This is a genomic window from Streptomyces sp. NL15-2K (genome assembly GCF_030551255.1).
GTDB lineage: Bacteria > Actinomycetota > Actinomycetes > Streptomycetales > Streptomycetaceae > Streptomyces.
The window spans coordinates 10,383,828-10,408,883 of the sequence record NZ_CP130630.1 but is presented as its reverse complement, the minus strand read 5'-3'; the positions used below and the strand labels follow the sequence as shown (position 1 = coordinate 10,408,883).

Here is a 25,056-nt window from a genome sequence, read left to right as displayed (position 1 = left end):
TCAGACCGTGCCCCTGCTGGTGGGCCGGAAGGCCAGACCGTTGATGGGGTGGCGTGCCCGCCGGGCAGTGGGGCGTGAGCACTGGATCCATTAGGCCGCGTGCCGCGCCTTCCGCAGGCTGCACGAGCGAAGTACCGGACTGGGAGGGTGAGTTGCTGCTGATCGGCGATGACTGGGCCGAAGACCACCATGATGTCGAGGTCCAGGACGAGGCGGGCCGGAAACTGGCCGTGGCGAGGCTGTCCGAGGGCGTGGAGGGGATCGCGAAGCTGCACGAGCTCGTTGCGAAGCACGGCGGCGAGGACCTTGATCCGGCCGGGGTGGTGATCGGGATCGAGACCGACCGTGGTTCGTGGGTGCAGGCGCTGATCGCCTCCGGCTACCGGGTCTATGCCATCAACCCCCGGCAGGCCGCCCGGTTCAAGGAGCGGTATGGCTCCTCCGGTGCCAAGAGCGACAAGGGCGACGCGCACGCGCTGGCCGACATGGTCCGCATCGACCGGGACCAGCTGCGTCCGGTGGCCGGGGACAGCGAGCAGGCCCAGGCCGTCAAGGTCGTCGCCCGCGCCCACCAGACCTTGATCTGGGAACGCACCCGCACGTTCCAGCGGCTGCGCAGCACGCTGCGCGAGTACTTCCCCGCCGCCCTGCACGCCTACGCGGATCTCACGCTGACCAGCACGGACGCGCTAGAACTGCTGATCAAGGCCCCCACCCCGGCGGCCGGGGCAAAGCTGACCCGCACCCAGATCACCGCCGTCCTGGCCCGCGCCCGCCGGCACAACCGGGACGCGAAGGCAGCCACGATCATCACCGCGCTGCGCGAGAGGCAACTCGGCCTGCCCGAGCCGGTCACCGCCGCCTACGCGGCCACCGCCACCGCCCACGCGAAGCTGCTGATCGCGCTGAACGAGCAGATAACCGACCTGGAAGGGCAGGTGAAGGCCCATTTTCTGAAGCACCCGGACGCTGAGATCTACCTCTCGATGCCCGGCATCGCGGAGATCACCGGCGCCCGGGTGCTCGCCGAGTTCGGGGACGACCCCGCCCGCTACGCGTCCGCGAAGGCCCGCAAGAACTACGCCGGCACCAGCCCGATCACCCGGGCTTCCGGCAAGAGCCACACCGTCCAGGCCCGCTACGTCCGCAACAACCGCCTCGCCGACGCGCTGCAGACCCAGGCGTTCTCCGCCCTGCGGGCATCCCCCGGCGCCCGCCGCTACTACGACAAGCAACGCGCCCGCGAAGCCGGTTACAACCCGGCCCTGCGCCAACTCGGCAACCGCCTCGTCGGCATCCTCCACGGATGCCTCAAAACCCGAACCCCCTACGACGAAGCGACCGCCTGGTCACACCACGCCCACACCCCGACCGCTTGACACCAAACGACATGGGGTGTCTGACCTCCCGCACAGAAGGACAAAAGACACATGGCTCTCAAGCTCGGTGCCTACACGGCCTGCCTGCACGACCGGACCCTCACCGAGGCCCTCGACATCCTGAAGGCCAACGGCCTGACGTCCGTCGAGGTCAACACCGGCGGCTTCCTCCCCGCCCCGCACTGCCCAGTCGACCTGCTGCTGTCCTCGGCCACCGCGCGCGCGGAGTACCTGGCCACCTTCGCCGACCGCGGGATGGAACTCACCGGCCTCAACTGCAACGGCAACCCGCTCAACCCGCTCCCCGGCGTCGGCCCCAAACACGCCGACGACCTGCGCCGCACCATCCGCCTCGCGGGCCTGCTCGGTGTGAAGCACGTCGTCACCATGTCCGGCACCCCCGGCTCCGACCCCGACGCCAAGTACCCGTCCTGGGTCGTGAACCCGTGGGACGGCGTCTACATGGACGTCCTGGACTACCAGTGGGGCGTGGCCGTCGAGTTCTGGAAGGAGATCGACGCGCTGGCCCGGGAGAACGACGTCCGGGTAGCCGTCGAGATGCACCCTCACAACGTCGTGTTCTCCCCCGTCACCCTCAAGCGGCTCGTCGACGAGACCGGCGCGACGAACGTCGGCGCGGAGATGGACCCCTCCCATCTGATGTGGCAGGGCATGGACGTCGTCGCCGCCGTCAAGTGGCTGGGCCCGCTGGTCTTCCACGCCGCCGCCAAGGACGCCACGCTCTGCCCCGGCGCCGACATCCGCGGCGTCCTGGACACCTCGTTCACCCGCGTCCCCGCCGACGCCCCCGGCAAGGTCCCCACCGGTTACGGCTTCTGGTGCAACGCCTGGCCGGAGAACCCGGCGTGGAAGTTCGTCGCCGTCGGCCTCGGGAACGACGTCCCCTTCTGGACCGAGTTCCTGCGCGCCCTCGCCGAGATCGACCCGGACATGGCCGTCAACATCGAGCACGAGGACGCCGCCTACTCCCAGACCGAAGGACTCGCCCTGGCCGCCAAGAACCTGCACGGCGCCGCGGCCGGGCTGTAACCCGCTTCCCCACGTGGCCCTGTTCCCGTCTGCCGGGCACAGGGCCACGGCTGTGCCCACCTACTGAGGACAGGCGGCGTGAAGGGCTTGCCCAGCCCCGCCTCGACGCCCGCTTCCAACGCGCCGGCCGCGTCGATCAGCGCGTCCGCTGCCCTTGGGAACGGCGGTGCGGGCCGCCGAAAGTTCCTTGTCGATACGGGCGTTGAGGACCTTGCCCGCCGTCGGGACGCCGAGGCCTCGGCGATGCGGGTGACACCGGCGGCACGGGCCGGCTCCTCGGGCGATACCGGCACCACGGCGGCGGCGCCTCCGGCTCCACGACCGGCGGCACCGGCACCACGGCGGCACGTCGACCGCCGGCGGCAGCCTCGCCTCCACCGGCGTCACCGTGCTGTCCGTCGCCGCGCTCGCGGCCGCGCTGTCAGGCGCGGGCCGGCTGACGGCCCCTGCGGGGCGAGGTCAGAGGGAGACCGCGACGGCGTTGTACGTCGTCTCGGGCGTCGGGGTCGTCGTGAAGCGCGCGTTGACCAGGTAGAGGCGGTCGCCGAAGCGGGCGGCCGTGGTGGGTACGTCGAAGCGCGGGTCGCTGATCGTCTTGCGCAGGGTGGCGGTGGTGACCTGCTGGTCGAGGTCCCAGACGCTGATCAGGTTGAGGCGGTTCTGGACGACGTACAGCGTGCGGCCGATGCGCCACAGGCCGTCGCCGTTGACCACGGTGTCCTGGCCGACCAGCTTGATCTTCGTCGCGTATCCCGTCTTGACGTTCACGTTGTAGAGCTCGCCCGGCGTGCTCTTGACCACGATCAGACCGCGGCCGTCAGGCGTGTCGACGATGCCGTTGGCGTTGTTGACGTCGGGCAGCTGCGTCCAGTCGCCGGTGAGCGGCAGGGTGCGTATGGCGCCCTCCTTGCCCCCACGCGGGACGGCATAGAGGGCGGCGGCGCGCGAGTCGGTGAACCAGGCGCGGCCGCCGAGCAGAGTCACGTCGTTGATGAAGTGGCCGGTGGCCTCGCTCAATTGGTGGGTGACGAGGAGCTCGCCGGTGCGGGCGTCGTGGACCCGGGCCACGCCCGTGTTGCCGGCGACATACAGCAGGCCCTCGCGGTCGTCGACCTTCAGGCCGACGGAGATCAGGCCGGTGCCGCCCGCGAAGAGGACCTTGCCCTCGCCGGTGCGCAGGTCGGTGCGGTAGACGGCGCCGTTGGCGCGGGATCCCAGGTAGGCGTACGGCTTGGCGCCGATGGCGATGCCCTCGGGGAGCCAGCCGTTGGGCAGGGGGAACTCCGTCGGCCAGGTGGCATTCGGGGTCGCGCTCGTCGTGCCGACGCCGACCGTCACGGCCAGCGCGGCCAGGGATGCGCCGCCGAGCACGGCGCGCCGGGTCGGGTGGGGGTGGGGGTGGGTCGGGGGCATGGTGGGGGGGCCTCCATGGCGTGGGTTTCGTTGACAACCACTGCGACAACTACTGTGACAATCCCGTGAGTTGACAACGCCCCAGCGCCTCTCGGAGTTCCCTCCGGCCCCGACCGCCCGGCGTCACGCCGTGCGCCCCACCACCAGCCACTTCGACGGCAGCTCGATCCGGGTGCCGTCAGACCGGTACTCCGTGGTGATGAGCGGCATTTCGCCAACCGCCAGGACGGTCAGCCCTGCCGCGTGGAGATAGAGGGGGACCGCGTCGTCGGTGACCTCGCCGGGCGCGATGCCGTGCCGGAAAATGGGCGCGAGTTTGGGCGGCGGGCCGGCCGGGCTCTGGGCGAGGCCCAGCAGGACGGGCTTGGCGGACTCGGAGAGTTCGACGAGGAAGGCCCGCCCACGCTCGCCGACGAGTGCGGCGAGCCCGTCCGCCAGCGACTGCCGGTCGTCGGGATCGGCCTGGTGGAGGACGCCTCGCATGTAGACGTTGGCGTCACCGAGTTCCGCGTGCAGCGTCTTGGCCTCACCCGTCTCGGCGGCGTCCAGCAGCCGGTACGTCGCCTGCCCCGCCGGGTCGGCGCGCCGGGCGTGGTCGAGGGCCGCGGCGGACAGGTCGGCGCCGATGACGTGGGGGAAGCGGTCGGCGAGGAACCGTGTCTGAGTGCCGTTGCCGCAGCCGAGGTCCACCAACGGCAGGCCGTGGTCGACCAGATGGGGCTCGAAGAGGGCGAGATGGGCGCCCGCGGTCAGCATCGGCTCCGCGTCCCAGAGCACCGCCCCCTGCTCGCCCGGAGCCTCACGCCAGAAGCCCTCCCAGGCCTCCCGATAACGACTCGTCACGCTCATGACCAACTCCCCAGGGTGCGAAGGCCGCCCGCCGCAAGTGACGGGCGAGTACGGTGTATCGCGCCCCGGTCAGTGCGACAAGCGCGCGGGGCATTCCTTCACGGCTCGTTCGACCCCACGTACGCCGTAGTGCATCCCGCGCAACTTGTGCGCCTCGTACGCGGTGCGCGCGCCGTGCGTCTTGTGCACGCCGAGCGCCTTGTGCACGCCGTGCGCCTTGTGCACGCCGTGCGCCACCGGGCCGGTCAGCGCACCGGGCCGGTCAGCGCCGCGGCAGCGTCAGCTCGAACCACACGGTCTTGCCGGCCTTCGTCCGGCTGGTGCCCCACTCGCGCGCGAGGGTGCTGACCACGCGCAGGCCGCGCCCGGACTCGTCGGCGGGACCGGCGTTGAGCAGGGTGGGCAGGTCGTGGTCGTCGTCGTCCACCTCGCACAGCAGGGTGTCGCCGCGCACCAGACGCAGGTCGACGGGGCGGCTGTGGGAGTGCCGTACGGCGTTGGTGACGAGCTCACTGACCAGCAGCTCGGCGGTGTACGCGAGCTTCGCCAGCCCCCAGTCGTGGAGCTGCTCGCGGACCACCGCGCGGGCCCGGCCGACCTCCACGGGATCGAGGCGGAACCGCCATTCGGCCACGTCGTCCGGCTCGATGCCGCCCAGCCGGGCCATCAGCAGGGCCACGTCGTCCTTGCGGCCGCCGCGACCCGCTTTTGAAAATGTCACAGCGAGGGCGCGGATGATCGTGTCGCAGGCGTCGTCCATGGACGCGGCCGGGTGCGCGGCGGACTCGCACAGCGTGGCGAGCCCTACGCCGATGTCCTCGCCGCGCACCTCCACCAGGCCGTCGGTGCACATCACCAGCCGGTCGCCGGGCTCCACGCGCACGCGTACCGCCTCGAAGGGCACCCCGCCGACACCGATCGGCGCACCTGTCGGCAGGTCCAGCAGGTCGCTGCCGCCGTCCGCGGCACGGACCAGGACGGGCGGGATGTGACCGGCGTTGGCGATGTGGAGCTCGCTCGCGATCGGGTCGTAGACGGCGTACAGGCAGGTCGCCAAGTAGGTGTCGCCGAGGCGCTGGGCGAGGTCGTCGAGGTTGCGCAGCAGCTGGGCGGGCGGCAGGTCGAGGGCGGCCATGGTCTGTACGGCCGTACGCAACTGGCCCATCATGGCGGCGGAGTTGAGGCCGTGACCCATGACGTCGCCGACGACCAGGGCGGTGCGGGCGCCGGGCAGTTTCACGGAGTCGAACCAGTCGCCGCCGACGCGCCCGAGGAGCGTGCCGGGCAGATAGCGGGTGGCGATGTCGCAGCCCGCCATGCGCGGCGGGATGTGCGGCAGCATGCTGTCCTGGAGGGTCTCGGCGACGCTCTCCTGGTAGGTGTACATGCGCGCGTTGTCGAGCACGAGGCCCGCGCGGGCGGCGAGTTCGGCGCCGGTGACCCGGTCCATGTCGTTGAACTCGACGCGCTCCGGGTGCCGCAGCAGGATCATGAAGCCGAGGACGACGTTGCGTGCCTTGAGGGGGACGACCAGCATGGAGCGGCCCGTGATGAGGGGCCGGATGTCCCGCTTCTCGAACTGCGAGGCGATGGCGTGCCCCATCTGCTCGCTGATGCGCGGCACGAGGACGGGTTCGCCGGTGGTCATGCACTGGAAGAACGGTGTGTGCGCCGGGAACGGCATGGCCTCGCCGACCGGTACGACGTCGTCCCAGCGGCCGGGTTCGTCGGTGTGCTCGACGGCGACCCGGTGCCACATGGTGGTCGTGTCCGGCACGCCCTCCGGGAAGCCCTCACCGGCGACGACCTGTTCGCGCAGATAGGTGCCGGCGACATCGGTGAAGCGGGGGACCACGGCCTTGCTGACCTCGATGATGGTCCTGGACAGGTCGAGGGAGGTGCCGATGCGGCCGCTGACCTCGTTGAGGAATTCCAGGCGTTCGCGTACGGCGGCGTACTCGAGGTCCTCGCCCTCGTCGGCGAGGTCCTCCGGCAGGGGCTCACCGGCCGCGGCCGCGAGCGCCGCCCGTTCCCTGCGGGCCCTGCGCTCGGCGCGCCGGGGCACGCCCCAGTCGGGGGTGACGGGCACCCGGTCGTTCTGGCTGAACTCCAGGACGGGGTAGCCCAGTTCGAGGATCTGCGCGACGATGCGGGCGCCTTCGTCGACGCTCATGCTGGGCAGGATCTCGGGGAGCCTGCGGGCGAGTTCGTCGGCGCCGGGGAAGTCGGTGTGCAGCGCGAAGCCGGGTGCGATCCGCTCGAACGCCACGGACTCGGCGCCCTCTTCTGCGTCGTCCGGCGGCAGCCCGCCCACGTCGGCGGCCAGCACCAGCAGCCGCTCCCGCCCGGGACCCACCAGCGGATAGGCCCACCACAGGACGTCGACCCGGTGGCTCCCCCACCCTGCGGGCGGGGGTACCCCCATCTCGCTTCGCTCGGGCACGGTGAGGCGGGCGCGGCCCGCGGCCGGGTAGGACAGCCCTCCGTCGAGGGACGACTCGAGGTCCGGTCCGAGTCCGTCGTACGCCGCGTAGGGTGCGGTGTCCTCCTCGGGCAGCGCTCCGGAGACGGGCAGCAGATCGGCCGCCTGCCGTCCGATCGCCTCCTCCTTGGCGGCGCCGAACAGGCGTCGCGCGCCCGTGCTCCAGTGGGACACCAGGCCGTCGCGGTCCACCACGACCACGGCCAGCGGGATGCGGCCGGCGGCGGTGTGTGCCACCGCGCCGTCCCCAGCTCCAGGGCTGGGAGGTGCGTCCCTGTCGGTGCCACGGTCCATGACCCAGGCCCTCTCTCCCCACGGCTCCGCAAGATCTGTGCCGCCGTCACCACGGTACGGCGCGGGTCGGTCGCGATGTGCGGCAACAGGGCAATTGGCTTCAGCGGATCGCACCGGCGCACGAACTCACCCGCGGCGCGCGCCGGCGCTTGTGCGCGCGACTGGGCGCGGGGGCGTGTGGGCGGGACGCGTGTGGGCGGGACGCGGGGCGCGTGTGGGCGGGACGCGGGGCGCGTGTGGGCGGGACGCGCCAGTGGCCGCCCCTGCCCGTCCCACCCCCAGGGACATCGCGTCGCGCGCGGACGCCGGGGCGTCTCAGTCCTCGTGTCCGAGCTGGAGGTCCCGTTCCGTGTGTCCGCCGCCCGCCACTTGGAGCACGGTGGCGACCGGAGGGTAGCCGACCGCGATGACCGTGTACTCGCCGGAGGCCAGGTCGACGAACCGGAAGGTTCCGTCCGGGCCGGTGGTCAGGGTGTCCACGACGTTCCCCGCCACGTCCAGCAGGGTCACCCGCGCCTCCTCGACGGGCCGTCCGCCGCCGGCCCGCACGGTGCCGAGCAGCAGGGCGCCGCCCGCGAGTTCGATGTCCCGGCGGGTTTCCCGGGAGGCCTGGACGGTCACGGGCAGCGCGGCCGGGCGGAACGCGTGCGCGCCGGCGGCGAGGGTGTACTCGCCGGCCACCACCTCGGTGATGACGTAGCCGCCGTCGGGGCCGCTGCGGGTGGTGGCCACGACCTCGCCGTGCACATTGGTGAGCGTGACGGTGGCGTCGCGCACCGGGGTGCCGTCCGCGGTGAGCACGGTCCCGGCGAGGCGGCCGGCGCCCCCGAGGACCACGTCCAGCTCGACGGACCGTTCCCCGACGGTCACGGAGACCGCCTGCGGCTGGTGGCCGCCCGCCGCGGCGATCAGGACGTACGCTCCCGAGCCCGGCGTGGCCAGCGTGTACCGCCCGTCCTCGCCGCTCCCGCCCCGCCCGATCTGCTGTCCCGTGACGTCGATCAGGGTCAGTGCCGCGCGGGGCACGACGGTCCCGTCGGGGCGCAGCACCGTGCCGCGGACGGGGATTGCCGCCGCGTACGACGAACGAGCTCGCGGAAGGGGGGCGTTCACCTGCGCGGTCTCCGGCTCGGCGGCGGGGGCGTTGTCCGACCCCGCGGCGTTCACCAGAGGTTTCTCCTTGAGGAAGAAGGCGATGAGCAGGCCGAGGACGAGGACCGGCACGAGGTAGAGGAAGATCCTCGGCATGGCGTCAGCGTATGCCCGGATGTAGCCGTCGCGCAGCGCCGGGGGCAGCGCGTGGACGAGCTGCGGGGTAATGGACTCGGGGTCGGGAAGCTGTGCGCCCGCGCGCGCCGGAAGGCGTTCGTGCAGGGCGTCGGCGAGCCGGTCGGCGAAGAGGGTGCCGAAGATCGCGGCGCCGACGCTGCCGCCGATCTGCCGGAAGTAGTTGTTGGCGCTGGTGGCGGTGCCGAGGTCGGCGGGGCGCACGGAGTTCTGTACGGCGAGGATGAGGACCGGCATCACCATGCCGATGCCGGCGCCGAGGACGGCCATCCAGATGCTGTAGTGCAGTCGGGGCGTGTCGGCGTCGAGGCGGGACAGCAGCCACATGCCGACGGCGGAGAGGGCGCTGCCGAGGATCGGATGGATCTTGTAGCGGCCGGTGTGGCTGATGAGGTGGCCCGAGACGATCGAGGCGCCGACGATGCCGGCCATCATCGGCAGCATCAGCAGGCCCGACTCGGTGGCGGAGGCCCCGTCGACCATCTGCAGGAAGGTCGGCAGATAGCTGGCGGCGCCGAACAGGGCGACGCCGATCACGAGGCCCACCAGGCCGGTGACGTTGAAGACGGAGTCCCTGAACAGCCGGAGCGGGATGAGGGGTTCGGCCGCGAAGTGCTCGGCGACGAGGAACAGGACGGTGGCGGCCAGCGCGCCCGCGCCGAGGCCGAGGACGACCCGCGAGTCCCAGGCGTACTCGGTGCCGCCCCAGCTGGTCAGCAGTACCAGGCAGGTGGAGGCCGCGGCGAGCAGCAGCGCGCCGAGGAGGTCGAGCCGGGGCTTCGCCGTCGGCTTCGGCAGCTTCAGTACGACGGTGACGACGGCCAGGGTGATCAGGCCGAAGGGCACGTTGATGTAGAAGCACCACCGCCAGGACAGCTCGTCGGTGAAGTAGCCGCCGAGCAGGGGTCCGGCGACCGAGGCGAGGCCGAACGCGGCGCCGATGAGGCCCATGAACCGGCCGCGTTCCCGGGGCGGCACGATGTCCGCGATGATCGCCTGCACGCCGATCATCAGGCCGCCCGCGCCGACGCCCTGCACCGCGCGGTAGGCGATCAGCTGGTCCATGGTCCCGGCCCGGCCCGCGAGGGCGGATCCGACGACGAAGACGACGATGGCGAACTGGAAGACGCCCTTGCGGCCGTAGAGGTCGCCGAGCTTGCCGTAGATCGGCAGTCCGACCGTGGCCGTGAGGAGGTAGGCGGTGATCGCCCAGGACATCTTGTCCAGGCCGTGCAGCTCGCCGACGATCTTCGGCAGCGCGGTGGCGACGATCATCTGCTCCAGCGCCGCCAGCAGCAGCGCGAGCATCAGCCCGAAGAAGACCAACCGCACCCGGCGCGGGCTCAGTTCGGCGCTCGGGTCCGGCGGCGGTGCGGCGTTGCGCGGGGGTGCCGCGGCCGGTTCGTCCTGTACCAGAGTGACCCCGCCCACGTATCGCTCCCCTCGTCGCGCTGCCGCACAATTCCCGCGTAAAGCGACAACTGCGTGCAAGCGCGACGAGTTACGGCGCGCCGAGGGGCGGCGAACAGTTCCACTCGAACCGGTGAGGTGGCCAACGCGCCGTCAAGAATGGCCCGTTGGGGCTACTGCTCGACCTCGGCGGCGAGCTTGGCGAGCACGGCGTCGTAGATCCGCCCCAGGCCCTTGGGCGCGAAGGTCTTCTCGAAGAAGCCGCCGATACCGCCGGCGCCCTGCCAGGTGGTGGTGACGACGACACGGGACTTGCCCTCGCCGGCCGGGGTGACCCGCCAGGTGGTGACCATCGAGGAGTTGCGGTCCTTCTCGACGAGCTCGCCGTCGGTGGGCTCGCTGACCTCCAGGAGGCAGTCGCGAATGCGCTTGCTGGTGGCCTGGAGCTTCCAGTGGACGAGGGTGCCCTCGCCGTCGCCGCCCTCGCGCACCTCGTACTCGCTGAAGTGCTCGGGCAGCAGCTTCGCGCGCGTGCCGCTGTAGTCGGCGAGGGCGTCGAACACCTTCTCCGCGTCCGCCGCGACGATCCGCTCCGTAGTGGCCTCGACCTGCGCCATTGACTTCCTCCAGGACCTGAGTTCTCGGGGTTGGGGCAAGCCAACCACCCCGCTCCCCGGCCGCCCAAATCGGGGTGCCGGAAGTGATCGCACAGCGATCGAAAAGACGGGTCGCACGATCAAGGGAACAAGTGTTCTATTCTGTGCGCAGTGCTACCGAGGAGGCCTCATGCGCTGGGAGAACCTCACTGAGTCCGGCGAACACAGCCGGGCCGACGCCGCGCTGTTCGGCGCGGACGCGGTGACCACCCGTACCTTCGACATGCCCGAGTTCCGGGGCATCACCTTCCATGAGGTGCGGGCCCGGTCGATCCTCAACCGGGTGCCGGGTGCCTCGCGCATGCCGTTCGAGTGGACGGTCAACCCCTATCGGGGCTGCTCGCACGCGTGCGTGTACTGCTTCGCCCGCAAGACGCACAGCTACCTGGATCTCGACACGGGCCTGGACTTCGACTCCCAGATCGTGGTCAAGGTGAACGCCCCGGAGCTGCTGCGCCGCCAGCTCTCCTCGCGCCGCTGGCAGGGCGAGCACATCGCGATGGGCACGAACGTCGACTGCTACCAGCGCGCCGAGGGCCGCTACCGCCTGATGCCGGGCATCCTCTCCGCCCTGCGCGACCACGCCAATCCCTTCTCGATCCTGACGAAGGGCACACTGATCCTGCGCGACCTGGACCTGCTGACGCAGGCGGCGGAGGTCACGGACGTCGGCATCTCGGTCTCGGTCGGCTTCACCGATCCCGACCTGTGGCGCACGGTCGAGCCGGGCACGCCGGCGCCGGAGCGGCGCCTGGAGGTCGTACGGACCCTCGGCGAGCACGGCATCGGGTGCGGTGTCCTGATGGCGCCGGTCATCCCGTTCCTCAGCGACCACCCGGCTCAACTGCGGGCCACCGTACGGGCCATCGCCGCCTCCGGGGCCACGTCGGTCACTCCCCTGGTGCTGCATCTGCGCCCCGGGGCCCGGGAGTGGTTCATGGCCTGGCTGACCCGGGAGCACCCGCATCTGGTGCGCCGGTACGAGCGGCTGTACGCGGACGGCGCCTACGCCCCGAAGTGGTACCAGCGCCGGATCACCCGTCAGGTCCACGAGCTCGCCGAGGAGTACGGCATCGGTCCGGCGCGCGGGGGGATGCCGCGGCGCATCCGGGAACCGGAGCCAGTTGATCCGAACCTGACCGAACCGGTCCAACTTACGCTTCTCTGAGATCATTCGAGCGCATCCCGCGACCCGATTGGGTCAAGTATTGCCAGAACGCGTTCTTCCGAGCGTGCTTTCCGGGACGATGCGGCGTGGACCGTGACCCTCACGGTCCGAAACCCCTCCGTCCTGGGAGGACCCCATGCGAAGACGCACAGCCGCGCTGTGCGGTGCCGCCGTCGTCGTGGCCGGGACCGTCACGGCCCTGCCCGCCGAGGCGAGCGCTCCCCGCGCCGCGGAAACCGCTCGAGCCGCGAAGCTCACCTGGAAGAAATGCGGCACCACCGACTATCCGACTCTCCAGTGCGCGTCCCTCAAGGTGCCGCTCGACTACGCGAATCCGTATGGGCGGCAGATCACGCTCGCACTGTCCCGCGTCCCGCACACCGCGGCGAAGTACCAGGGCCCGCTGCTGGTCAATCCCGGCGGCCCCGGGGGCAGCGGTCTGACGCTCGCCGGATATGTCGCGTCCTCACTGCCCAAGGCGGTCGCCGCCCAGTACGACGTGATCGGCTTCGACCCGCGCGGGGTGGGCGCGAGCAAGCCCGCGCTCAACTGCGAGCCGGGCTACTTCAACCCGGTGCGCCCGGACTCCGTACCGAGCACCCCCGCCATCGAGAAGGCCAACCTCTCCCGCGCCAAGTCCTTCGCCGCCGCCTGCGGCAAGAAGTACGCGAGCGTGCTGCCGTACATCAACACGATCAGCGCCGCGAAGGACATGGACTCGATCCGCGGGGCCCTGGGCGCCCAGCGGATCAACTACTTCGGTTACTCGTACGGCACCTACCTCGGCGCGGTCTACGGCAAGCTCTACCCGCACCGGGTGCGGCGCCTGGTCCTGGACTCCGTCGTCGACCCGACCGGCGTCTGGTACGACGACAACCTCGCCCAGGACTACGCCTTCGACGACCGCCATCGGGCCCTGATGGCGTGGATCGCGAAGCACGACGCCACCTACAGGCTCGGCACCGATCCGGAGAAGATCGAGGCCAAGTGGTACGCGATGCGCGCGGCCCTCGCCAAGAAGCCGGCCGGCGGCCAGGTGGGCGCCTCCGAGCTGGAGGACACCTTCCTCCCCGGCGGCTACTACAACGGCTACTGGCCCTACCTCGCCGAGGCCTTCGCCGCGTACGTGAACGACAAGAACGCCGACCCGCTGGTCGAGGCGTACGAGAACTTCGCCGCCGTCGACGCCGCGGGCGACAACAGCTACAGCATCTACACCTCGGTGCAGTGCCGGGACGCCTCCTGGCCGCGCGACTGGAACCAGTGGCGCAAGGACAACTGGACGGTGTACGAGAAGGCGCCGTTCATGACCTGGAACAACGCCTGGTACAACGCGCCGTGCGCGTTCTGGCCGACTGGGCCGCTGCACCCGGTGAACGTCGCCAACGGCGAGCTGCCGCCGGTGCTGCTCTTCCAGGCGACGGACGACGCGGCCACCCCGTACCAGGGCGGCACCACGGTCCACCGGCTGCTCGCCCGCTCCAGTCTGGTGGTCGAGCAGGGCGGCGGGAACCACGGCATCTCACTGAGCGGGAACACCTGCCTGGACAAGTACCTGGCGGCGTACCTGACCGACGGCTCGGTGCCGCGCGGCTCCGGCGAGGCCGACGCGGTGTGCCAGGCGCTGCCCGATCCCGAGCCGCTGAACTCCAAGGCCGCGTCGACGTCGTCGCGTGGCTCGACGCTGCACGGGCTGATCGGCTTCCGCGGCTGAGCACCGCCTGACGATCCGTCGGGGGCGTTCCGTCGGGCGCTGTCAGTGTCATGGTCCACCATGGACGCATGAGTGAACTGACGAGGATCGCCGCCCCCGACGGAGTCGCCCCCGCCACCCAGTACAGCCACGTCGTCCTGGGCACAGGCCGTTTCGTGGCCGTCTCCGGCCAGCTCGCCCTGGACGAGGACGGCAAGCCGGTCGGCGAGGGCGACCCCGCGGCCCAGGCCCGCCAGGTATTCGAGAACCTCCGCCGCTGCCTGGCCGCCGCGGGCGCCACCTTCGACGACGTCGTCAAATTCACCTTCTTCGTCACGGACATGGCCCACATGCCCGCGATCCGCGCGGCCCGCGCCGTCCACATACCCGACGACCGCCTGCCGGCCGCCTCGGCGGTGCAGGTGTCCTCGCTGGTCCGGCCCGAATTCCTGATGGAGATCGAGGCGTTCGCGGTGGTGGGCACGTGACGGTCACGCGGGTGGGGGTGCGGGAGATGACTCTCGCCGACTGCGAGCGGGTGGCCGAGATCCGCGTCCGCGGCTGGCAGAGCGCGTACGCGGGCCTCATGCCGCAGTCGTACCTCGACGCGCTCAGCGTGACCGAGGACGCCGCGCAGCACCGCGCCCGCTTCATCGCGGGAGACGGCAGCGTGGTGAACCTCGTCGCCGAGCAGGACGGGGACATCGTCGGCTGGGTGTGCCACGGCCCGTACCGGAGCGGCGAAGTGTGCACCCCCGACGCCGAGTTGTACGCGATCTACGTGGACCCGGGGCGGTACGGCGGCGGCATCGGGCAGGCGCTTCTTCAGGAGTCGCTACGGCGATGCAGCGACGCGGGACACGAGCGGGTGTTCCTCTGGGTCGTGGAGCGCAACATCCGTGCCCGCCGGTTCTACGAGCGGGCGGGATTCCGCGCCGACGGCACCGAGGAGCCCTTCGAGGTGGACGGGGTCGCCGTCCCCGAAGTTCGGTACGCCAGGAACCTCGTGGGCTGACGACTCACCGCTGCCGGGGAATCCGCGCCAGTGCGTGCACCGCCGCCTCGGCGAGCGCCGGGTGTGCGAGGGCCTCGTTCAGTACGGGTCTGGCGCGGGCGTCCCCCAGCGTGCCGAGCCCCTCCACGCAGGCGAGGGCCACGCGGCGGTAGGGGTCGTGCGGGCGCAGCCGTCGCTCCAGGGTGGTGATGAGCGCAGGTACGGCCTCGGGGGCGCGCAATTCCACCAGGAGCCGGACCGGATGCAGGGCGTAGGCGACGCGCAGTTCGTTGGTGGCGAGGGCGGCGGCCGCGCGGGCCGTGCGCGGGTCCCCGAGGCGGGCCAAGGCGTGGGCGGCACAGGCGCAGCGCGGCGGGTCGCGGTGGTTGAGGAGTAGGACGAGGGACTCGAAGGCGCGCCGGTCGCCCGCGACGCCGAGCCGGAACGCGGCCAGTTCCCTGGCCCACAGCGGTTGCCCGGGCTCGGTGAGCACGCCGGCGAGTTCGTCGAGGTCCTCGGTGGCCACCAGGCGGTCGTACGCGGCCGACGCCCCGGACTCCTGCCGTAAGCGTTCCGTGAGCGATCGCAACTCTTCGTCCATGAACCCGAGATTATGCGTGCCGTCCGGGCCGCGGGACCCACATCACAAACTCGGGGGTTGGCGCGCTCGTTACCCGCGAGTTAAGCTCAGACGAGCGAGTTACCCACTCGCGGATCTGCTTGTGGTGGCCTGGTGACGCAGCCACCGCGATGGGGGTCCCTCCTACGCCTTCAAGGCAGTGGGGGAAGTCGGTTCGGTACATCGCGTACCTCAGTACGGCTCGGCCTCGGGACAGGGCCGGTCGGTTCCCGCCGTATCTCCGGGCGTGTGCGCGCCCGGCACCACGGCACCGGGCGTGTGCGCCAGTAGCCCGGCAACACCCGCATCCCTCTCGCACCCGGTGCGCACCGTTGGTCCGGCCCAGGCCGAGCCCCTTCGGCGCACCCGGGGCCGCTCCCAGTCGTCACCCTCACCCTGGAGTCCCGCGATGGCCACTCCCCTGTCCGACACCCCTCTGTCCCCGCTCAAGACCGTCGCCGTCGTCGGCCTCGGCACCATGGGCACCGGAATCGCCGAGGTCCTGGCCCAGGCCGGCCGCGAGGTCGTCGGCATCGACATCAGCGAGGCCGCCGCCGCCCGGTCGGTCGCCGCCCTGGAGGCCGCGACGGCCCGCGCCGTGCGGCGCGGGCGTATGACCGAGCCGGAGCGCACGGACCTGCTCTCCCGGGTCCGCACCTCCACCGATCTGCGCGCCGCGGCCGACGCCGACCTCGTCATCGAGGTGGCTCCGGAGTCGTACTCGATCAAGCAGCAGATCTTCCGCGAGCTCGACGCGATCGTGCGGCCCGAGACGATCCTGGCGACCGGCACCAACGCCCTGTCGGTCACGCGGCTGGCCGCCGACTCGGCCCGCCCCGAGCGCGTCCTCGGGCTGCACTTCTTCAACCCGGCACCGGCGATGCGGCTGGTCGAGGTGGTCTCCTCGGTGCTGACCGCGCCGCGGGCCGTCGCCGCGGTCACCGACCTCGCCATCGAACTGGGCAAGGAGCCCGTCGCGGTCGGCGACCGGCCCGGCTTCGTCGCCGACGGGCTGCTGTTCGGCTACCTCAACCAGGCGGCCGCGATGTACGAGGCGAAGTACGCCTCCCGCGAGGACATCGACGCCGCGATGCGGCTGGGCTGCGGGCTGCCCATGGGTCCCCTCGCCCTGCTCGACCTGATCGGCGTCGACACCGCCAGCAGGGTCCTGGAGGCCATGTACGCCGAGTCCGGCGACCGCCTGCACGCCCCCGCGCCGATCCTCAAGCAGCTCAGCGAGGCGGGCCTGACCGGCCGCAAGTCGGGTCGCGGCTTCTACACGTACGAGGCCCCGGGCAGCGCCACCGTCGTGCGGGACGCGCTGACGCCGCTGGAGGGCGGCGATCTCGCCCCGGGCCGTGCGGTGCGCTCGGTCGGCGTCGCGGGCTCGGGCACCATGGCGTCCGGCATCGCCGAGGTGTTCGCCAAGGCCGGGTACGAGGTCGTGCTCGCCGCCCGCAGCGAGGAGAAGGCCCAGGCCGCCAAGGCCCGGATCGGCAAGTCGCTGTCGCGCTCCGTCGACAAGGGCCGGCTGACCGCCGAGGCCGCCGCGCGGACCCTGGACCGGATCACTCCGGCGGGCTCGTACGACGCCTTCGCCGATGTCGACCTGGCCGTGGAGGCCGTCGCCGAGGACCTGGAGGTCAAGCGGCAGCTGTTCGCGGCGCTGGACAAGGTGTGCAAGCCGGGCGCGGTGCTGGCCACCACGACGTCGTCGCTGCCCGTGGTCGCCTGTGCCCGTGCCACCTCGCGTCCGCAGGACGTGATCGGGATGCACTTCTTCAACCCGGCGCCGGCGATGAAGCTGGTCGAGGTGGTCCGTACGGTGTTGACGGCCGACGACGTCCACTCCACGGTCCGCGAGGTCTGCGCCAAGATCAAGAAGCATGCGGTCGACTGTGGGGACCGGGCGGGCTTCATCGTCAACGCGTTGCTTTTCCCGTATCTCAACAACGCGATCAAGATGGTGCAGGAACACTATGCGTCTCTTGACGACATCGACGCGGCGATGAAGCTGGGCGGCGGCTACCCGATGGGCCCCTTCGAGCTCCTGGACGTCGTCGGTCTCGATGTCTCCCTGGCCATCGAGAAGGTCCTGCACCGTGAGTTCCGCGACCCGGGCCTGGCACCGGCGCCGCTCCTGGAGCACCTGGTGGCCGCGGGCTGCCTCGGCCGCAAGACGGGCCGCGGCTTCCGCGAACATGCCCGGCGCTGAGGGTCCCGGCGACTGGCACGGAGCAGGGCAGGAGTGGGGCGGACTGCTCGATCCGGCCGGCTCTCCCCCGCCCTCCAAGCGCGGCTCGCCCCCGCCCGCCCGTCCCGGCACTCCCCCGCCCCCGGAGGGCGGGGGAACCCGGGGACATGCGCATCAAGCTGCGCACATGCAGTACGTTCACCTCATGTCCCAGCCCGCCAAGTCCTCACGTACACCAGCTACGCCCAACGCGCCGGAAAGGGCCGCAGGCAGCCGCGCCGCCGCCCAACGGCTCAAGATGCGCCGAGAGCTGGCGGCCGCGGCGATGGAGCTGTTCGCGACCAAGGGGTACGAGGCGACCACCGTCGACGAGATCGCGGCCGCGGCCGGGGTCGCCCGCCGCACCTTCTTCCGCCACTTCCGCTCCAAGGAAGAGGCGATCTTCCCGGATCACGACGACACGTTGATCCGGGCCGAGGCGGTCCTCAACGCCGCGCCCGCGCACGAACACCCGATCGACACGGTGTGCCGCGGCATCAAGGAAGTCATGCGGATGTACGCGGCCCGGCCGGAGATCTCGGTCGCCCGCTACAAGCTCACGCGCGAGGTTCCCACCCTGCGCGAGGCGGAGATCGCGTCGGTGGCCCGATACGAGCGCCTCTTCACCCGCTACCTGCTCGGCCACTTCGACGAGCACGTGCACGACGACGACGCCAACGACGACCCGCTGCTGGCGGAGGTCGCCGCGTCCGCCGTGGTCACCGCCCACAACCACGTCCTGCGGCGCTGGCTGCGGGCCGGCGGCCAGGGGGACGTGGAGGCACAGCTGGACCACGCCTTCGCGATCGTACGGAAGACGTTCGGGACGGGGATCATGGCGGGCCGCACCACGTCCCCGAAGCCGGCCGCGGCAACGGCTGCCACGCAAGGTGAGGTGCTGGTGACCGTCGCCCGCACCGACGCCCCGCTCGACGAGGTCATGCGGACCATCGAACAGGCCCTCAAGGACCGCTGAACCCTCCTCGCCGCTGTGACGACGGCCACCCCACGGGGTGGCCGTTTTGGCATGTCAGAGGCCCTTTTCGCCCCTCCTCCAGAGACCATTCGATCGATCATCGCTCATTTGTTACGTAAAGATTTCATTTGAGAGCAGGTTCTGGCACTCAGTGCCTTGCGAGGTGACACGCGGTGTCATACCTTGAAGGAGTCCGGGCGGCTGTCCCAGCAAGGCCCATCGGCCCGCACACCCGGACGCCTGCGTCACAGGCAACCTCCCGCGCCACAAAGCGCTGCCGAACAGCACCACCGCCGAACCGACGGCATCCCTCAAACCCTCAGCAGCACCGACGTAACCCTCAGCGTCTCCCCTCAGGACGCCATTCGCCGGAGGCAATACCGTGACCGTTAAGGACATCCTGGACGCGATCCAGTCGCCGGACTCCACGCCGGACGACTTCGCCGCTCTGCCGCTCCCCGAGTCCTACCGCGCGATCACCGTGCACAAGGACGACACGGAGATGTTCGCGGGCCTCGCGACCCGCGACAAGGACCCCCGCAAGTCCATCCACCTGGACGACGTGCCGGTGCCGGAGCTCGGCCCGGGCGAGGCCCTGGTGGCCGTCATGGCCTCCTCGGTCAACTACAACTCGGTGTGGACCTCGATCTTCGAGCCGCTGCCGACCTTCGGTTTCCTCGAGCGCTACGGCAAGCTCAGCGAACTCACCAAGCGCCACGACCTGCCGTACCACATCATCGGCTCCGACCTCGCCGGCGTCGTCCTGCGCACCGGCCCGGGCGTCAACGCCTGGCGGCCGGGCGACGAGGTCGTCGCGCACTGCCTGTCCGTCGAGCTGGAGTCCTCAGACGGCCACAACGACACGATGCTCGACCCCGAGCAGCGCATCTGGGGCTTCGAGACCAACTTCGGCGGACTGGCGGAGATCGCCCTGGTCAAGTCCAACCAGCTGATGCCCAAGCCGGACCACCTGAGCTGGGAGGAGGCCGCCGCTCCCGGGCTGGTCAACTCCACCGCGTACCGGCAGCTGGTCTCCCGCAACGGCGCCGGCATGAAGCAGGGCGACAACGTGCTCATCTGGGGCGCGAGCGGCGGGCTCGGCAGTTACGCCACACAGTTCGCGCTGGCCGGCGGCGCCAACCCCATCTGTGTGGTGAGCAGCCCTCAGAAGGCGGAGATCTGCCGGGCCATGGGCGCCGAGGCGATCATCGACCGCACCGCCGAGGACTACAAGTTCTGGAAGGACGAGCACAACCAGGACCCCAAGGAGTGGAAGCGCTTCGGCAAGCGCATCCGCGAACTCACCGGCGGCGAGGACGTCGACATCGTCTTCGAGCACCCCGGCCGCGAGACCTTCGGCGCCTCCGTCTACGTCACGCGCAAGGGCGGCACGATCGTCACCTGCGCCTCGACCTCCGGCTACAACCACGAGTACGACAACCGGTACCTGTGGATGTCCCTGAAGCGGATCATCGGCTCCCACTTCGCCAACTACCGCGAGGCCTGGGAGGCCAACCGCCTCATCGCCAAGGGCAAGATCCACCCCACGCTGTCGAAGGTGTACTCCCTGGACGACACCGGCCAGGCCGCCTACGACGTCCACCGCAACCTCCACCAGGGCAAGGTCGGCGTGTTGTGCCTGGCGCCCGAGGAGGGTCTCGGCGTGCGCGACGCGGAGAAGCGCGCGAAGCACGTCGACGCCATCAACCGCTTCCGGAACGTCTGAGGTCCAGATGAGTGAGCGTCAGAAGGACCGGCCGTGGCTCATGCGGACGTACGCCGGTCACTCCACGGCCGAGGCGTCCAACGAGCTGTACCGGCGCAACATCGCCAAGGGGCAGACCGGTCTGTCGGTCGCGTTCGACCTGCCGACCCAGACCGGCTACGACTCCGATCACATCCTCGCCCGCGGCGAGGTGGGCCGGGTCGGCGTGCCGATCGCGCACCTCGGTGACATGCGCCGGTTGTTCCAGGACATCCCCCTGGAGCAGACGAACACCTCGATGACGATCAACGCCACCGCCATGTGGCTGCTGGCGCTCTACCAGGTCGTCGCGGAGGAGCAGGGCGCGGACGTCACCAAGCTCCAGGGCACGACCCAGAACGACATCGTCAAGGAGTACCTGTCGCGGGGCACGCACGTGTTCCCGCCGGGGCCGTCGCTGCGGCTCACGACGGACATGATCGCGTACACGATCTCCCACATCCCGAAGTGGAACCCGATCAACATCTGCAGCTACCACCTGCAGGAGGCGGGCGCCACGCCGGTCCAGGAGATCGCTTACGCGATGTCGACCGCGATCGCCGTGCTGGACGCCGTGCGCGACAGCGGCCAGGTGCCGCAGGAGCGCATGGGCGATGTCGTCGGCCGCATCTCCTTCTTCGTGAACGCGGGCGTCCGCTTCATCGAGGAGATGTGCAAGATGCGGGCCTTCGGCCGCATCTGGGACCGCGTCACCCGTGAGCGGTACGGCATCGAGGACCCCAAGCACCGCCGCTTCCGCTACGGCGTCCAGGTCAACTCCCTCGGCCTGACCGAGGCCCAGCCGGAGAACAACGTCCAGCGGATCGTGCTGGAGATGCTCGCCGTGACCCTCTCGAAGGACGCACGCGCGCGTGCCGTACAGCTCCCCGCGTGGAACGAGGCCCTTGGCCTCCCCCGGCCCTGGGACCAGCAGTGGTCGCTGCGCATGCAACAGGTGCTCGCGTACGAGAGCGACCTGCTGGAGTACGCCGACATCTTCGAGGGCTCCAAGGTCATCGAGGCCAAGGTGAGCGAGCTGGTCGAGGAATCGCTCGCGGAGATGGAGCGGATCCAGGAGATGGGCGGCGCGATGGCCGCCGTCGAGTCCGGCTACCTCAAGTCGCAGCTCGTCGCCTCGCACGCCGAGCGCCGGGCCCGTATCGAGTCCGGTCAAGAGAAGATCGTGGGCGTCAACATCTACGAGACGACCGAGCCGAATCCACTGACGGCCGACCTCGACACAGCCATCCAGACGGTCGATCCCGCCGTCGAGGCCCGCGTCATCGCCTCGCTCCAGCACTGGCGCGACACGCGCTACCAGCCCCCCTTCAACCACCCGCGCCCCTGCAAGGCGCTGGAGCGGCTGAAGGAGGCCGCCAAGGGCACCGCCAACCTCATGGAGGCCACCCTGGAGTGCGCCCGCGCCGGGGTCACGACCGGCGAGTGGGCCGGGGCCCTGCGCGAGGTGTTCGGCGAGTTCCGGGCGCCGACGGGCGTGTCGTCCGCACCGGTGGCCGTCGCCGCCGCGGAGGGCACCGCGATGGCCCAGGTGCGCCGCAGGGTGGACCGGACGGCGCAGGACCTCGGCGTCGGCAAGCTCCGCTTCCTGGTCGGCAAGCCCGGCCTGGACGGGCACTCCAACGGCGCCGAGCAGATCGCCGTGCGGGCCCGGGACGCCGGGTTCGAGGTGGTCTACCAGGGCATCCGGCTCACGCCGGAGCAGATCGTGGACGCGGCCCTGGCCGAGGACGTGCACGCGGTCGGCCTCTCGATCCTCTCCGGCTCTCATGCTCAACTGGTGCCGGACGTGCTGGAGCGGCTGCGTGTGGCCGGTGCCACAGACATCCCGGTGATCGCCGGTGGCATCATCCCGAATGGTGACGCCGAACAGCTCAGGGCTGCCGGCGTGGCCGCGGTCTTCACCCCGAAGGACTTCGACATCACCGGAATCATCGGCCGCATCGTCGACGAGATCCGCAAGGCGAACAAGCTCGACCCCCTGGAGGTCCCCGCATGACCGTCAACCGTCTTCGCCCGCGGCGTTCCTGCCTGGCAGTACCAGGCTCGAACCCCCGCTTCCTGGAGAAGGCGCAGGGCCTCCCGGCGGACCAGGTCTTCCTGGACCTGGAGGACGCGTGCGCGCCGCTCGCCAAGCCCGAGGCGCGGCACACGATCGTCAAGTTCCTCAACGAGGGCGACTGGACGGGCAAGACGAGGGTCGTGCGCGTCAACGACTGGACGACCGAGTGGACGTATCGAGACGTCGTCACGGTCGTCGAGGGCGCCGGCCCGAACCTCGACTGCATCATGCTGCCGAAGGTGCAGGACGCCCAGCAGATCGTCGCGCTGGACCTGCTCCTGACCCAGATCGAGAAGACCATGGGCTTCGAGGTCGGCCGCATCGGCATCGAGGCGCAGATCGAGAACGCCCAGGGCCTCAACAACGTCAACGAGATCGCGCAGGCCTCCCCGCGCGTCGAGACGATCATCTTCGGCCCGGCCGACTTCATGGCGTCGATCAACATGAAGTCGCTGGTCGTGGGCGAGCAGCCGCCCGGCTACCCGGCGGACGCCTACCACTACATCCTGATGAAGATCCTGATGGCCGCCCGTGCCAACAACCTCCAGGCGATCGACGGCCCCTACCTGCAGATCCGCAACCTCGACGGCTACCGCGAGGTCGCCCAGCGCGCCGCCGCGCTCGGCTTCGACGGCAAGTGGGTGCTCCACCCGGGCCAGGTCGAGGCGTCCAACGAGATCTTCTCGCCCTCCCAGGAGGACTACGACCACGCCGAGCTGATCCTGGACGCGTACGACTACTACACGTCAGAGGCGGGCGGCAAGAAGGGCTCCGCGATGCTCGGCGACGAGATGATCGACGAGGCCAGCCGCAAGATGGCCCTGGTCATCGCGGGCAAGGGGCGCGCCGCCGGTATGCGGCGCACCAGCACGTTCGAGATCCCGGAGGCGTGACGGCCATGCAGTTCGGACGTACGTACGAGGAGTTCGAGGTCGGGGCCGTCTACAAGCACTGGCCCGGGAAGACGGTCACGGAGTACGACGACCACCTCTTCTGCCTCCTCACCATGAACCACCACCCGCTCCACATGGACGCCAACTATGCGGAGAACACGACGGACTTCGGCAAGAACGTCGTCGTGGGGAACTACATCTACTCGCTGCTGCTCGGCATGTCGGTCCCGGACGTCTCCGGCAAGGCGATCGCCAACCTGGAGATCGAGTCGCTCAAGCACGTGGCGCCGACCTTCCACGGCGACACGATCTACGGCGAGACGACGGTCCTCGACAAGACGCCTTCGAAGTCGAAGAACGACCGCGGCATCGTCCACGTCGAGACGAAGGGCTACAAGCAGGACGGCACGCTGGTGTGCGTGTTCCGCCGCAAGGTGATGGTGCCCACCGAGACGTACATCAAGGAGCGCGGCGGCGAGCAGCCCGGCCGGCCCCAGCTCAAGGAGCAGGAGAAGTAGCCATGGCACGACTCGCCCAGACCGCCGGTCTGACCGACATCCAGCAGGAGATCCTCTCCACCGTCCGCGACTTCGTGGACAAGGAGATCCTCCCGGTCGCCACCGAGCTGGAGCACCGCGACGAGTACCCCCAGCAGATCGTCGACGGCCTCAAGGAATTGGGCCTGTTCGGTCTGATGATCCCCGAGGAGTACGGCGGCCTCGGCGAGTCGCTCCTCACATACGCGCTGTGCGTGGAGGAGATCGCCCGTGGCTGGATGTCGGTGTCCGGCATCATCAACACGCACTTCATCGTGGCGTACATGCTCAAGCAGCACGGCACGCAGGAGCAGAAGGACTACTTCCTGCCGAAGATGGCGCTGGGCGAGATTCGCGGCGCCTTCTCGATGTCGGAGCCGGGCCTGGGCTCCGACGTCTCGGCGATCACCTCGAAGGCGGTCAGGGACGGCGACGAGTACGTCCTGAACGGCCAGAAGATGTGGCTGACGAACGGTGGAACGTCAACCTTGGTTGCCGTACTCGTCCGAAGTGACGAAGGACACCCCGAGGGGACCGCGCCCCACAAGTCGATGACGACCTTCCTGGTCGAGAAGGAGCCCGGCTTCGGAGAGGTCCGCCCCGGCCTCACCATCCCCGGGAAGATCGACAAGATGGGCTACAAGGGCGTCGACACCACCGAGCTCATCATGGATGGCCTGCGGATTCCCGCTGATCGGGTGCTCGGCGGCGCCACCGGCCGGGGCTTTTACCAGATGATGGACGGCGTGGAGGTCGGCCGCGTCAACGTGGCGGCGCGTGGTTGCGGTGTCGCTCAGCGTGCGTTCGAGCTGGGCATCCAGTACGCCCAGCAGCGTCACACGTTCGGCAAGCAGATCGCCCAGCACCAGGCGATCCAGTTCAAGCTCGCGGAGATGGCTACCAAGGTGGAGGCCGCTCATGCGATGATGGTGAACGCGGCACGCAAAAAGGACTCCGGGGAGCGAAACGACCTTGAGGCTGGGATGGCGAAGTACCTCGCCTCCGAGTACTGCAAGGAGGTCGTGGAAGACGCCTTCCGGATCCACGGCGGCTACGGCTTCTCCAAGGAGTACGAGATCGAGCGCCTCTACCGTGAGGCTCCGATGCTGCTGATCGGTGAAGGTACCGCCGAGATCCAGAAAATGATCATCGGTCGCAGGCTGCTCGAGGAGTATCGGTTCCAGGGCTAGATGTGCGGGTTGGGGTGTTTTCTTCGAGAAGAAGATCACACCCCGTCAGCAATCTTCAGCCGCCGACTCGGCTTCCTGGCTTGCCCAGTTGTGGCCCGCGACCGGTACGA

20 protein-coding genes are annotated in these 25,056 nt (G+C 70.2%); 13 read left to right on the top strand and 7 right to left on the bottom strand.

Translation table 11 applies throughout. The features are described 5' to 3' along the window. Positions 1-152 precede the first annotated feature (152 nt). Together Q4V64_RS45420 and Q4V64_RS45415 are read left to right on the top strand one after the other, a co-directional pair. The gene (locus Q4V64_RS45420; RefSeq protein WP_303715861.1) at positions 153-1,379 is read left to right on the top strand and encodes an IS110 family transposase; all 1,227 of its coding nucleotides are present in this window, start codon (positions 153-155) and stop codon (positions 1,377-1,379) included. Between the two features lie 51 nt (positions 1,380-1,430). Beyond that, entirely contained in the window at positions 1,431-2,429 is a 999-nt protein-coding gene (locus Q4V64_RS45415) for a sugar phosphate isomerase/epimerase (RefSeq protein ID WP_124437921.1), read from the top strand. A 459-nt stretch (positions 2,430-2,888) separates the two neighbouring features. On the opposite strand, the gene Q4V64_RS45410 is transcribed toward Q4V64_RS45415, so the two are convergent. The 6 genes from Q4V64_RS45410 to Q4V64_RS45385 all read right to left on the bottom strand — a co-directional run bounded on the left by Q4V64_RS45410 (position 2,889) and on the right by Q4V64_RS45385 (position 10,781). Beyond that, positions 2,889-3,842 carry an SMP-30/gluconolactonase/LRE family protein gene (locus Q4V64_RS45410; RefSeq protein WP_124437922.1) on the bottom strand — a complete coding sequence of 318 codons (954 nt, stop codon included), beginning with the start codon at positions 3,840-3,842 and terminating at the stop codon, positions 2,889-2,891. Positions 3,843-3,965: 123 nt separating this feature from the next. Beyond that, positions 3,966-4,691: a class I SAM-dependent methyltransferase gene (locus tag Q4V64_RS45405; RefSeq protein WP_124437923.1), complete on the bottom strand. Its 726-nt coding sequence runs from the start codon at positions 4,689-4,691 to the stop codon at positions 3,966-3,968. Positions 4,692-4,760: 69 nt separating this feature from the next. Further along, entirely contained in the window at positions 4,761-4,928 is a 168-nt protein-coding gene (locus tag Q4V64_RS45400) for a hypothetical protein (protein ID WP_172629032.1), read from the bottom strand. 25 nt (positions 4,929-4,953) lie between these two features. Continuing rightward, positions 4,954-7,467: a SpoIIE family protein phosphatase gene (locus tag Q4V64_RS45395; RefSeq protein ID WP_124437924.1), complete on the bottom strand. Its 2,514-nt coding sequence runs from the start codon at positions 7,465-7,467 to the stop codon at positions 4,954-4,956. A 315-nt stretch (positions 7,468-7,782) separates the two neighbouring features. Continuing rightward, positions 7,783-10,185, bottom strand: a complete 2,403-nt coding sequence (locus tag Q4V64_RS45390; RefSeq protein ID WP_124437925.1) for an MFS transporter — start codon at positions 10,183-10,185, stop codon at positions 7,783-7,785. Positions 10,186-10,337: 152 nt separating this feature from the next. Further along, entirely contained in the window at positions 10,338-10,781 is a 444-nt protein-coding gene (locus Q4V64_RS45385; protein ID WP_124437926.1) for an SRPBCC family protein, read from the bottom strand. A 169-nt stretch (positions 10,782-10,950) separates the two neighbouring features. Between Q4V64_RS45385 and Q4V64_RS45380 the strand changes: the two genes are divergently transcribed. The 4 genes from Q4V64_RS45380 (at position 10,951) to Q4V64_RS45365 (ending at position 14,696) form a co-directional block, all read left to right on the top strand. Beyond that, positions 10,951-11,988, top strand: a complete 1,038-nt coding sequence (locus Q4V64_RS45380) for an Rv2578c family radical SAM protein (protein WP_124437927.1) — start codon at positions 10,951-10,953, stop codon at positions 11,986-11,988. 136 nt (positions 11,989-12,124) lie between these two features. Next, complete coding sequence (locus Q4V64_RS45375; RefSeq protein WP_124437928.1) at positions 12,125-13,702, top strand: alpha/beta hydrolase; 1,578 nt, start codon at positions 12,125-12,127, stop codon at positions 13,700-13,702. Between the two features lie 68 nt (positions 13,703-13,770). Beyond that, positions 13,771-14,169 carry a RidA family protein gene (locus Q4V64_RS45370; protein WP_124437929.1) on the top strand — a complete coding sequence of 133 codons (399 nt, stop codon included), beginning with the start codon at positions 13,771-13,773 and terminating at the stop codon, positions 14,167-14,169. A gap of 26 nt (positions 14,170-14,195) precedes the next feature. Further along, positions 14,196-14,696, top strand: a complete 501-nt coding sequence (locus tag Q4V64_RS45365) for a GNAT family N-acetyltransferase (RefSeq protein WP_124437972.1) — start codon at positions 14,196-14,198, stop codon at positions 14,694-14,696. 4 nt (positions 14,697-14,700) lie between these two features. Here the strand turns inward: Q4V64_RS45365 and Q4V64_RS45360 are convergent, their stop codons facing one another. Next, positions 14,701-15,276 carry an adenylosuccinate lyase gene (locus Q4V64_RS45360; protein WP_124437930.1) on the bottom strand — a complete coding sequence of 192 codons (576 nt, stop codon included), beginning with the start codon at positions 15,274-15,276 and terminating at the stop codon, positions 14,701-14,703. Positions 15,277-15,703: 427 nt separating this feature from the next. Between Q4V64_RS45360 and Q4V64_RS45355 the strand changes: the two genes are divergently transcribed. The 7 genes from Q4V64_RS45355 (at position 15,704) to Q4V64_RS45325 (ending at position 24,946) form a co-directional block, all read left to right on the top strand. Continuing rightward, positions 15,704-17,509 carry a 3-hydroxyacyl-CoA dehydrogenase gene (locus tag Q4V64_RS45355; protein ID WP_124437931.1) on the top strand — a complete coding sequence of 602 codons (1,806 nt, stop codon included), beginning with the start codon at positions 15,704-15,706 and terminating at the stop codon, positions 17,507-17,509. Between the two features lie 184 nt (positions 17,510-17,693). Then, on the top strand, positions 17,694-18,503 hold the full coding sequence (locus Q4V64_RS45350) for a TetR family transcriptional regulator (protein WP_216377544.1): 810 nt from the start codon (positions 17,694-17,696) through the stop codon (positions 18,501-18,503). 382 nt (positions 18,504-18,885) lie between these two features. Then, on the top strand, positions 18,886-20,229 hold the full coding sequence (gene ccrA / locus Q4V64_RS45345; RefSeq protein ID WP_124437933.1) for a crotonyl-CoA carboxylase/reductase: 1,344 nt from the start codon (positions 18,886-18,888) through the stop codon (positions 20,227-20,229). A 7-nt stretch (positions 20,230-20,236) separates the two neighbouring features. Continuing rightward, on the top strand, positions 20,237-22,264 hold the full coding sequence (locus Q4V64_RS45340) for a protein meaA (RefSeq protein ID WP_124437934.1): 2,028 nt from the start codon (positions 20,237-20,239) through the stop codon (positions 22,262-22,264). Continuing rightward, entirely contained in the window at positions 22,261-23,220 is a 960-nt protein-coding gene (locus Q4V64_RS45335; protein ID WP_124437935.1) for a CoA ester lyase, read from the top strand. The genes Q4V64_RS45340 and Q4V64_RS45335 overlap by 4 nt, the downstream gene beginning before the upstream one ends. Before the next feature lie 5 nt (positions 23,221-23,225). Continuing rightward, entirely contained in the window at positions 23,226-23,738 is a 513-nt protein-coding gene (locus Q4V64_RS45330) for a MaoC family dehydratase (protein WP_124437936.1), read from the top strand. Between the two features lie 2 nt (positions 23,739-23,740). After that, positions 23,741-24,946, top strand: coding sequence for an acyl-CoA dehydrogenase family protein (locus Q4V64_RS45325; protein WP_124437937.1), 1,206 nt, complete (start codon positions 23,741-23,743; stop codon positions 24,944-24,946). The last annotated feature ends 110 nt before the right edge of the window (positions 24,947-25,056 follow it).

Bases quoted from the DNA above. Each gene is read 5' to 3' on its own strand.
- Q4V64_RS45415 (WP_124437921.1), top strand. From the start codon at position 1,431: ATGGCTCTCAAGCTCGGTGCCTACACGGCCTGCCTGCACGACCGGACC.
- Q4V64_RS45410 (WP_124437922.1), bottom strand. From the start codon at position 3,842: ATGCCCCCGACCCACCCCCACCCCCACCCGACCCGGCGCGCCGTGCTC.
- Q4V64_RS45405 (WP_124437923.1), bottom strand. From the start codon at position 4,691: ATGAGCGTGACGAGTCGTTATCGGGAGGCCTGGGAGGGCTTCTGGCGT.
- Q4V64_RS45395 (WP_124437924.1), bottom strand. From the start codon at position 7,467: ATGGACCGTGGCACCGACAGGGACGCACCTCCCAGCCCTGGAGCTGGG.
- Q4V64_RS45385 (WP_124437926.1), bottom strand. From the start codon at position 10,781: ATGGCGCAGGTCGAGGCCACTACGGAGCGGATCGTCGCGGCGGACGCG.
- Q4V64_RS45380 (WP_124437927.1), top strand. From the start codon at position 10,951: ATGCGCTGGGAGAACCTCACTGAGTCCGGCGAACACAGCCGGGCCGAC.
- Q4V64_RS45375 (WP_124437928.1), top strand. From the start codon at position 12,125: ATGCGAAGACGCACAGCCGCGCTGTGCGGTGCCGCCGTCGTCGTGGCC.
- Q4V64_RS45370 (WP_124437929.1), top strand. From the start codon at position 13,771: ATGAGTGAACTGACGAGGATCGCCGCCCCCGACGGAGTCGCCCCCGCC.
- Q4V64_RS45365 (WP_124437972.1), top strand. From the start codon at position 14,196: ATGACTCTCGCCGACTGCGAGCGGGTGGCCGAGATCCGCGTCCGCGGC.
- Q4V64_RS45360 (WP_124437930.1), bottom strand. From the start codon at position 15,276: ATGGACGAAGAGTTGCGATCGCTCACGGAACGCTTACGGCAGGAGTCC.
- Q4V64_RS45355 (WP_124437931.1), top strand. From the start codon at position 15,704: ATGGCCACTCCCCTGTCCGACACCCCTCTGTCCCCGCTCAAGACCGTC.
- Q4V64_RS45350 (WP_216377544.1), top strand. From the start codon at position 17,694: ATGTCCCAGCCCGCCAAGTCCTCACGTACACCAGCTACGCCCAACGCG.
- Q4V64_RS45340 (WP_124437934.1), top strand. From the start codon at position 20,237: ATGAGTGAGCGTCAGAAGGACCGGCCGTGGCTCATGCGGACGTACGCC.
- Q4V64_RS45335 (WP_124437935.1), top strand. From the start codon at position 22,261: ATGACCGTCAACCGTCTTCGCCCGCGGCGTTCCTGCCTGGCAGTACCA.
- Q4V64_RS45330 (WP_124437936.1), top strand. From the start codon at position 23,226: ATGCAGTTCGGACGTACGTACGAGGAGTTCGAGGTCGGGGCCGTCTAC.
- Q4V64_RS45325 (WP_124437937.1), top strand. From the start codon at position 23,741: ATGGCACGACTCGCCCAGACCGCCGGTCTGACCGACATCCAGCAGGAG.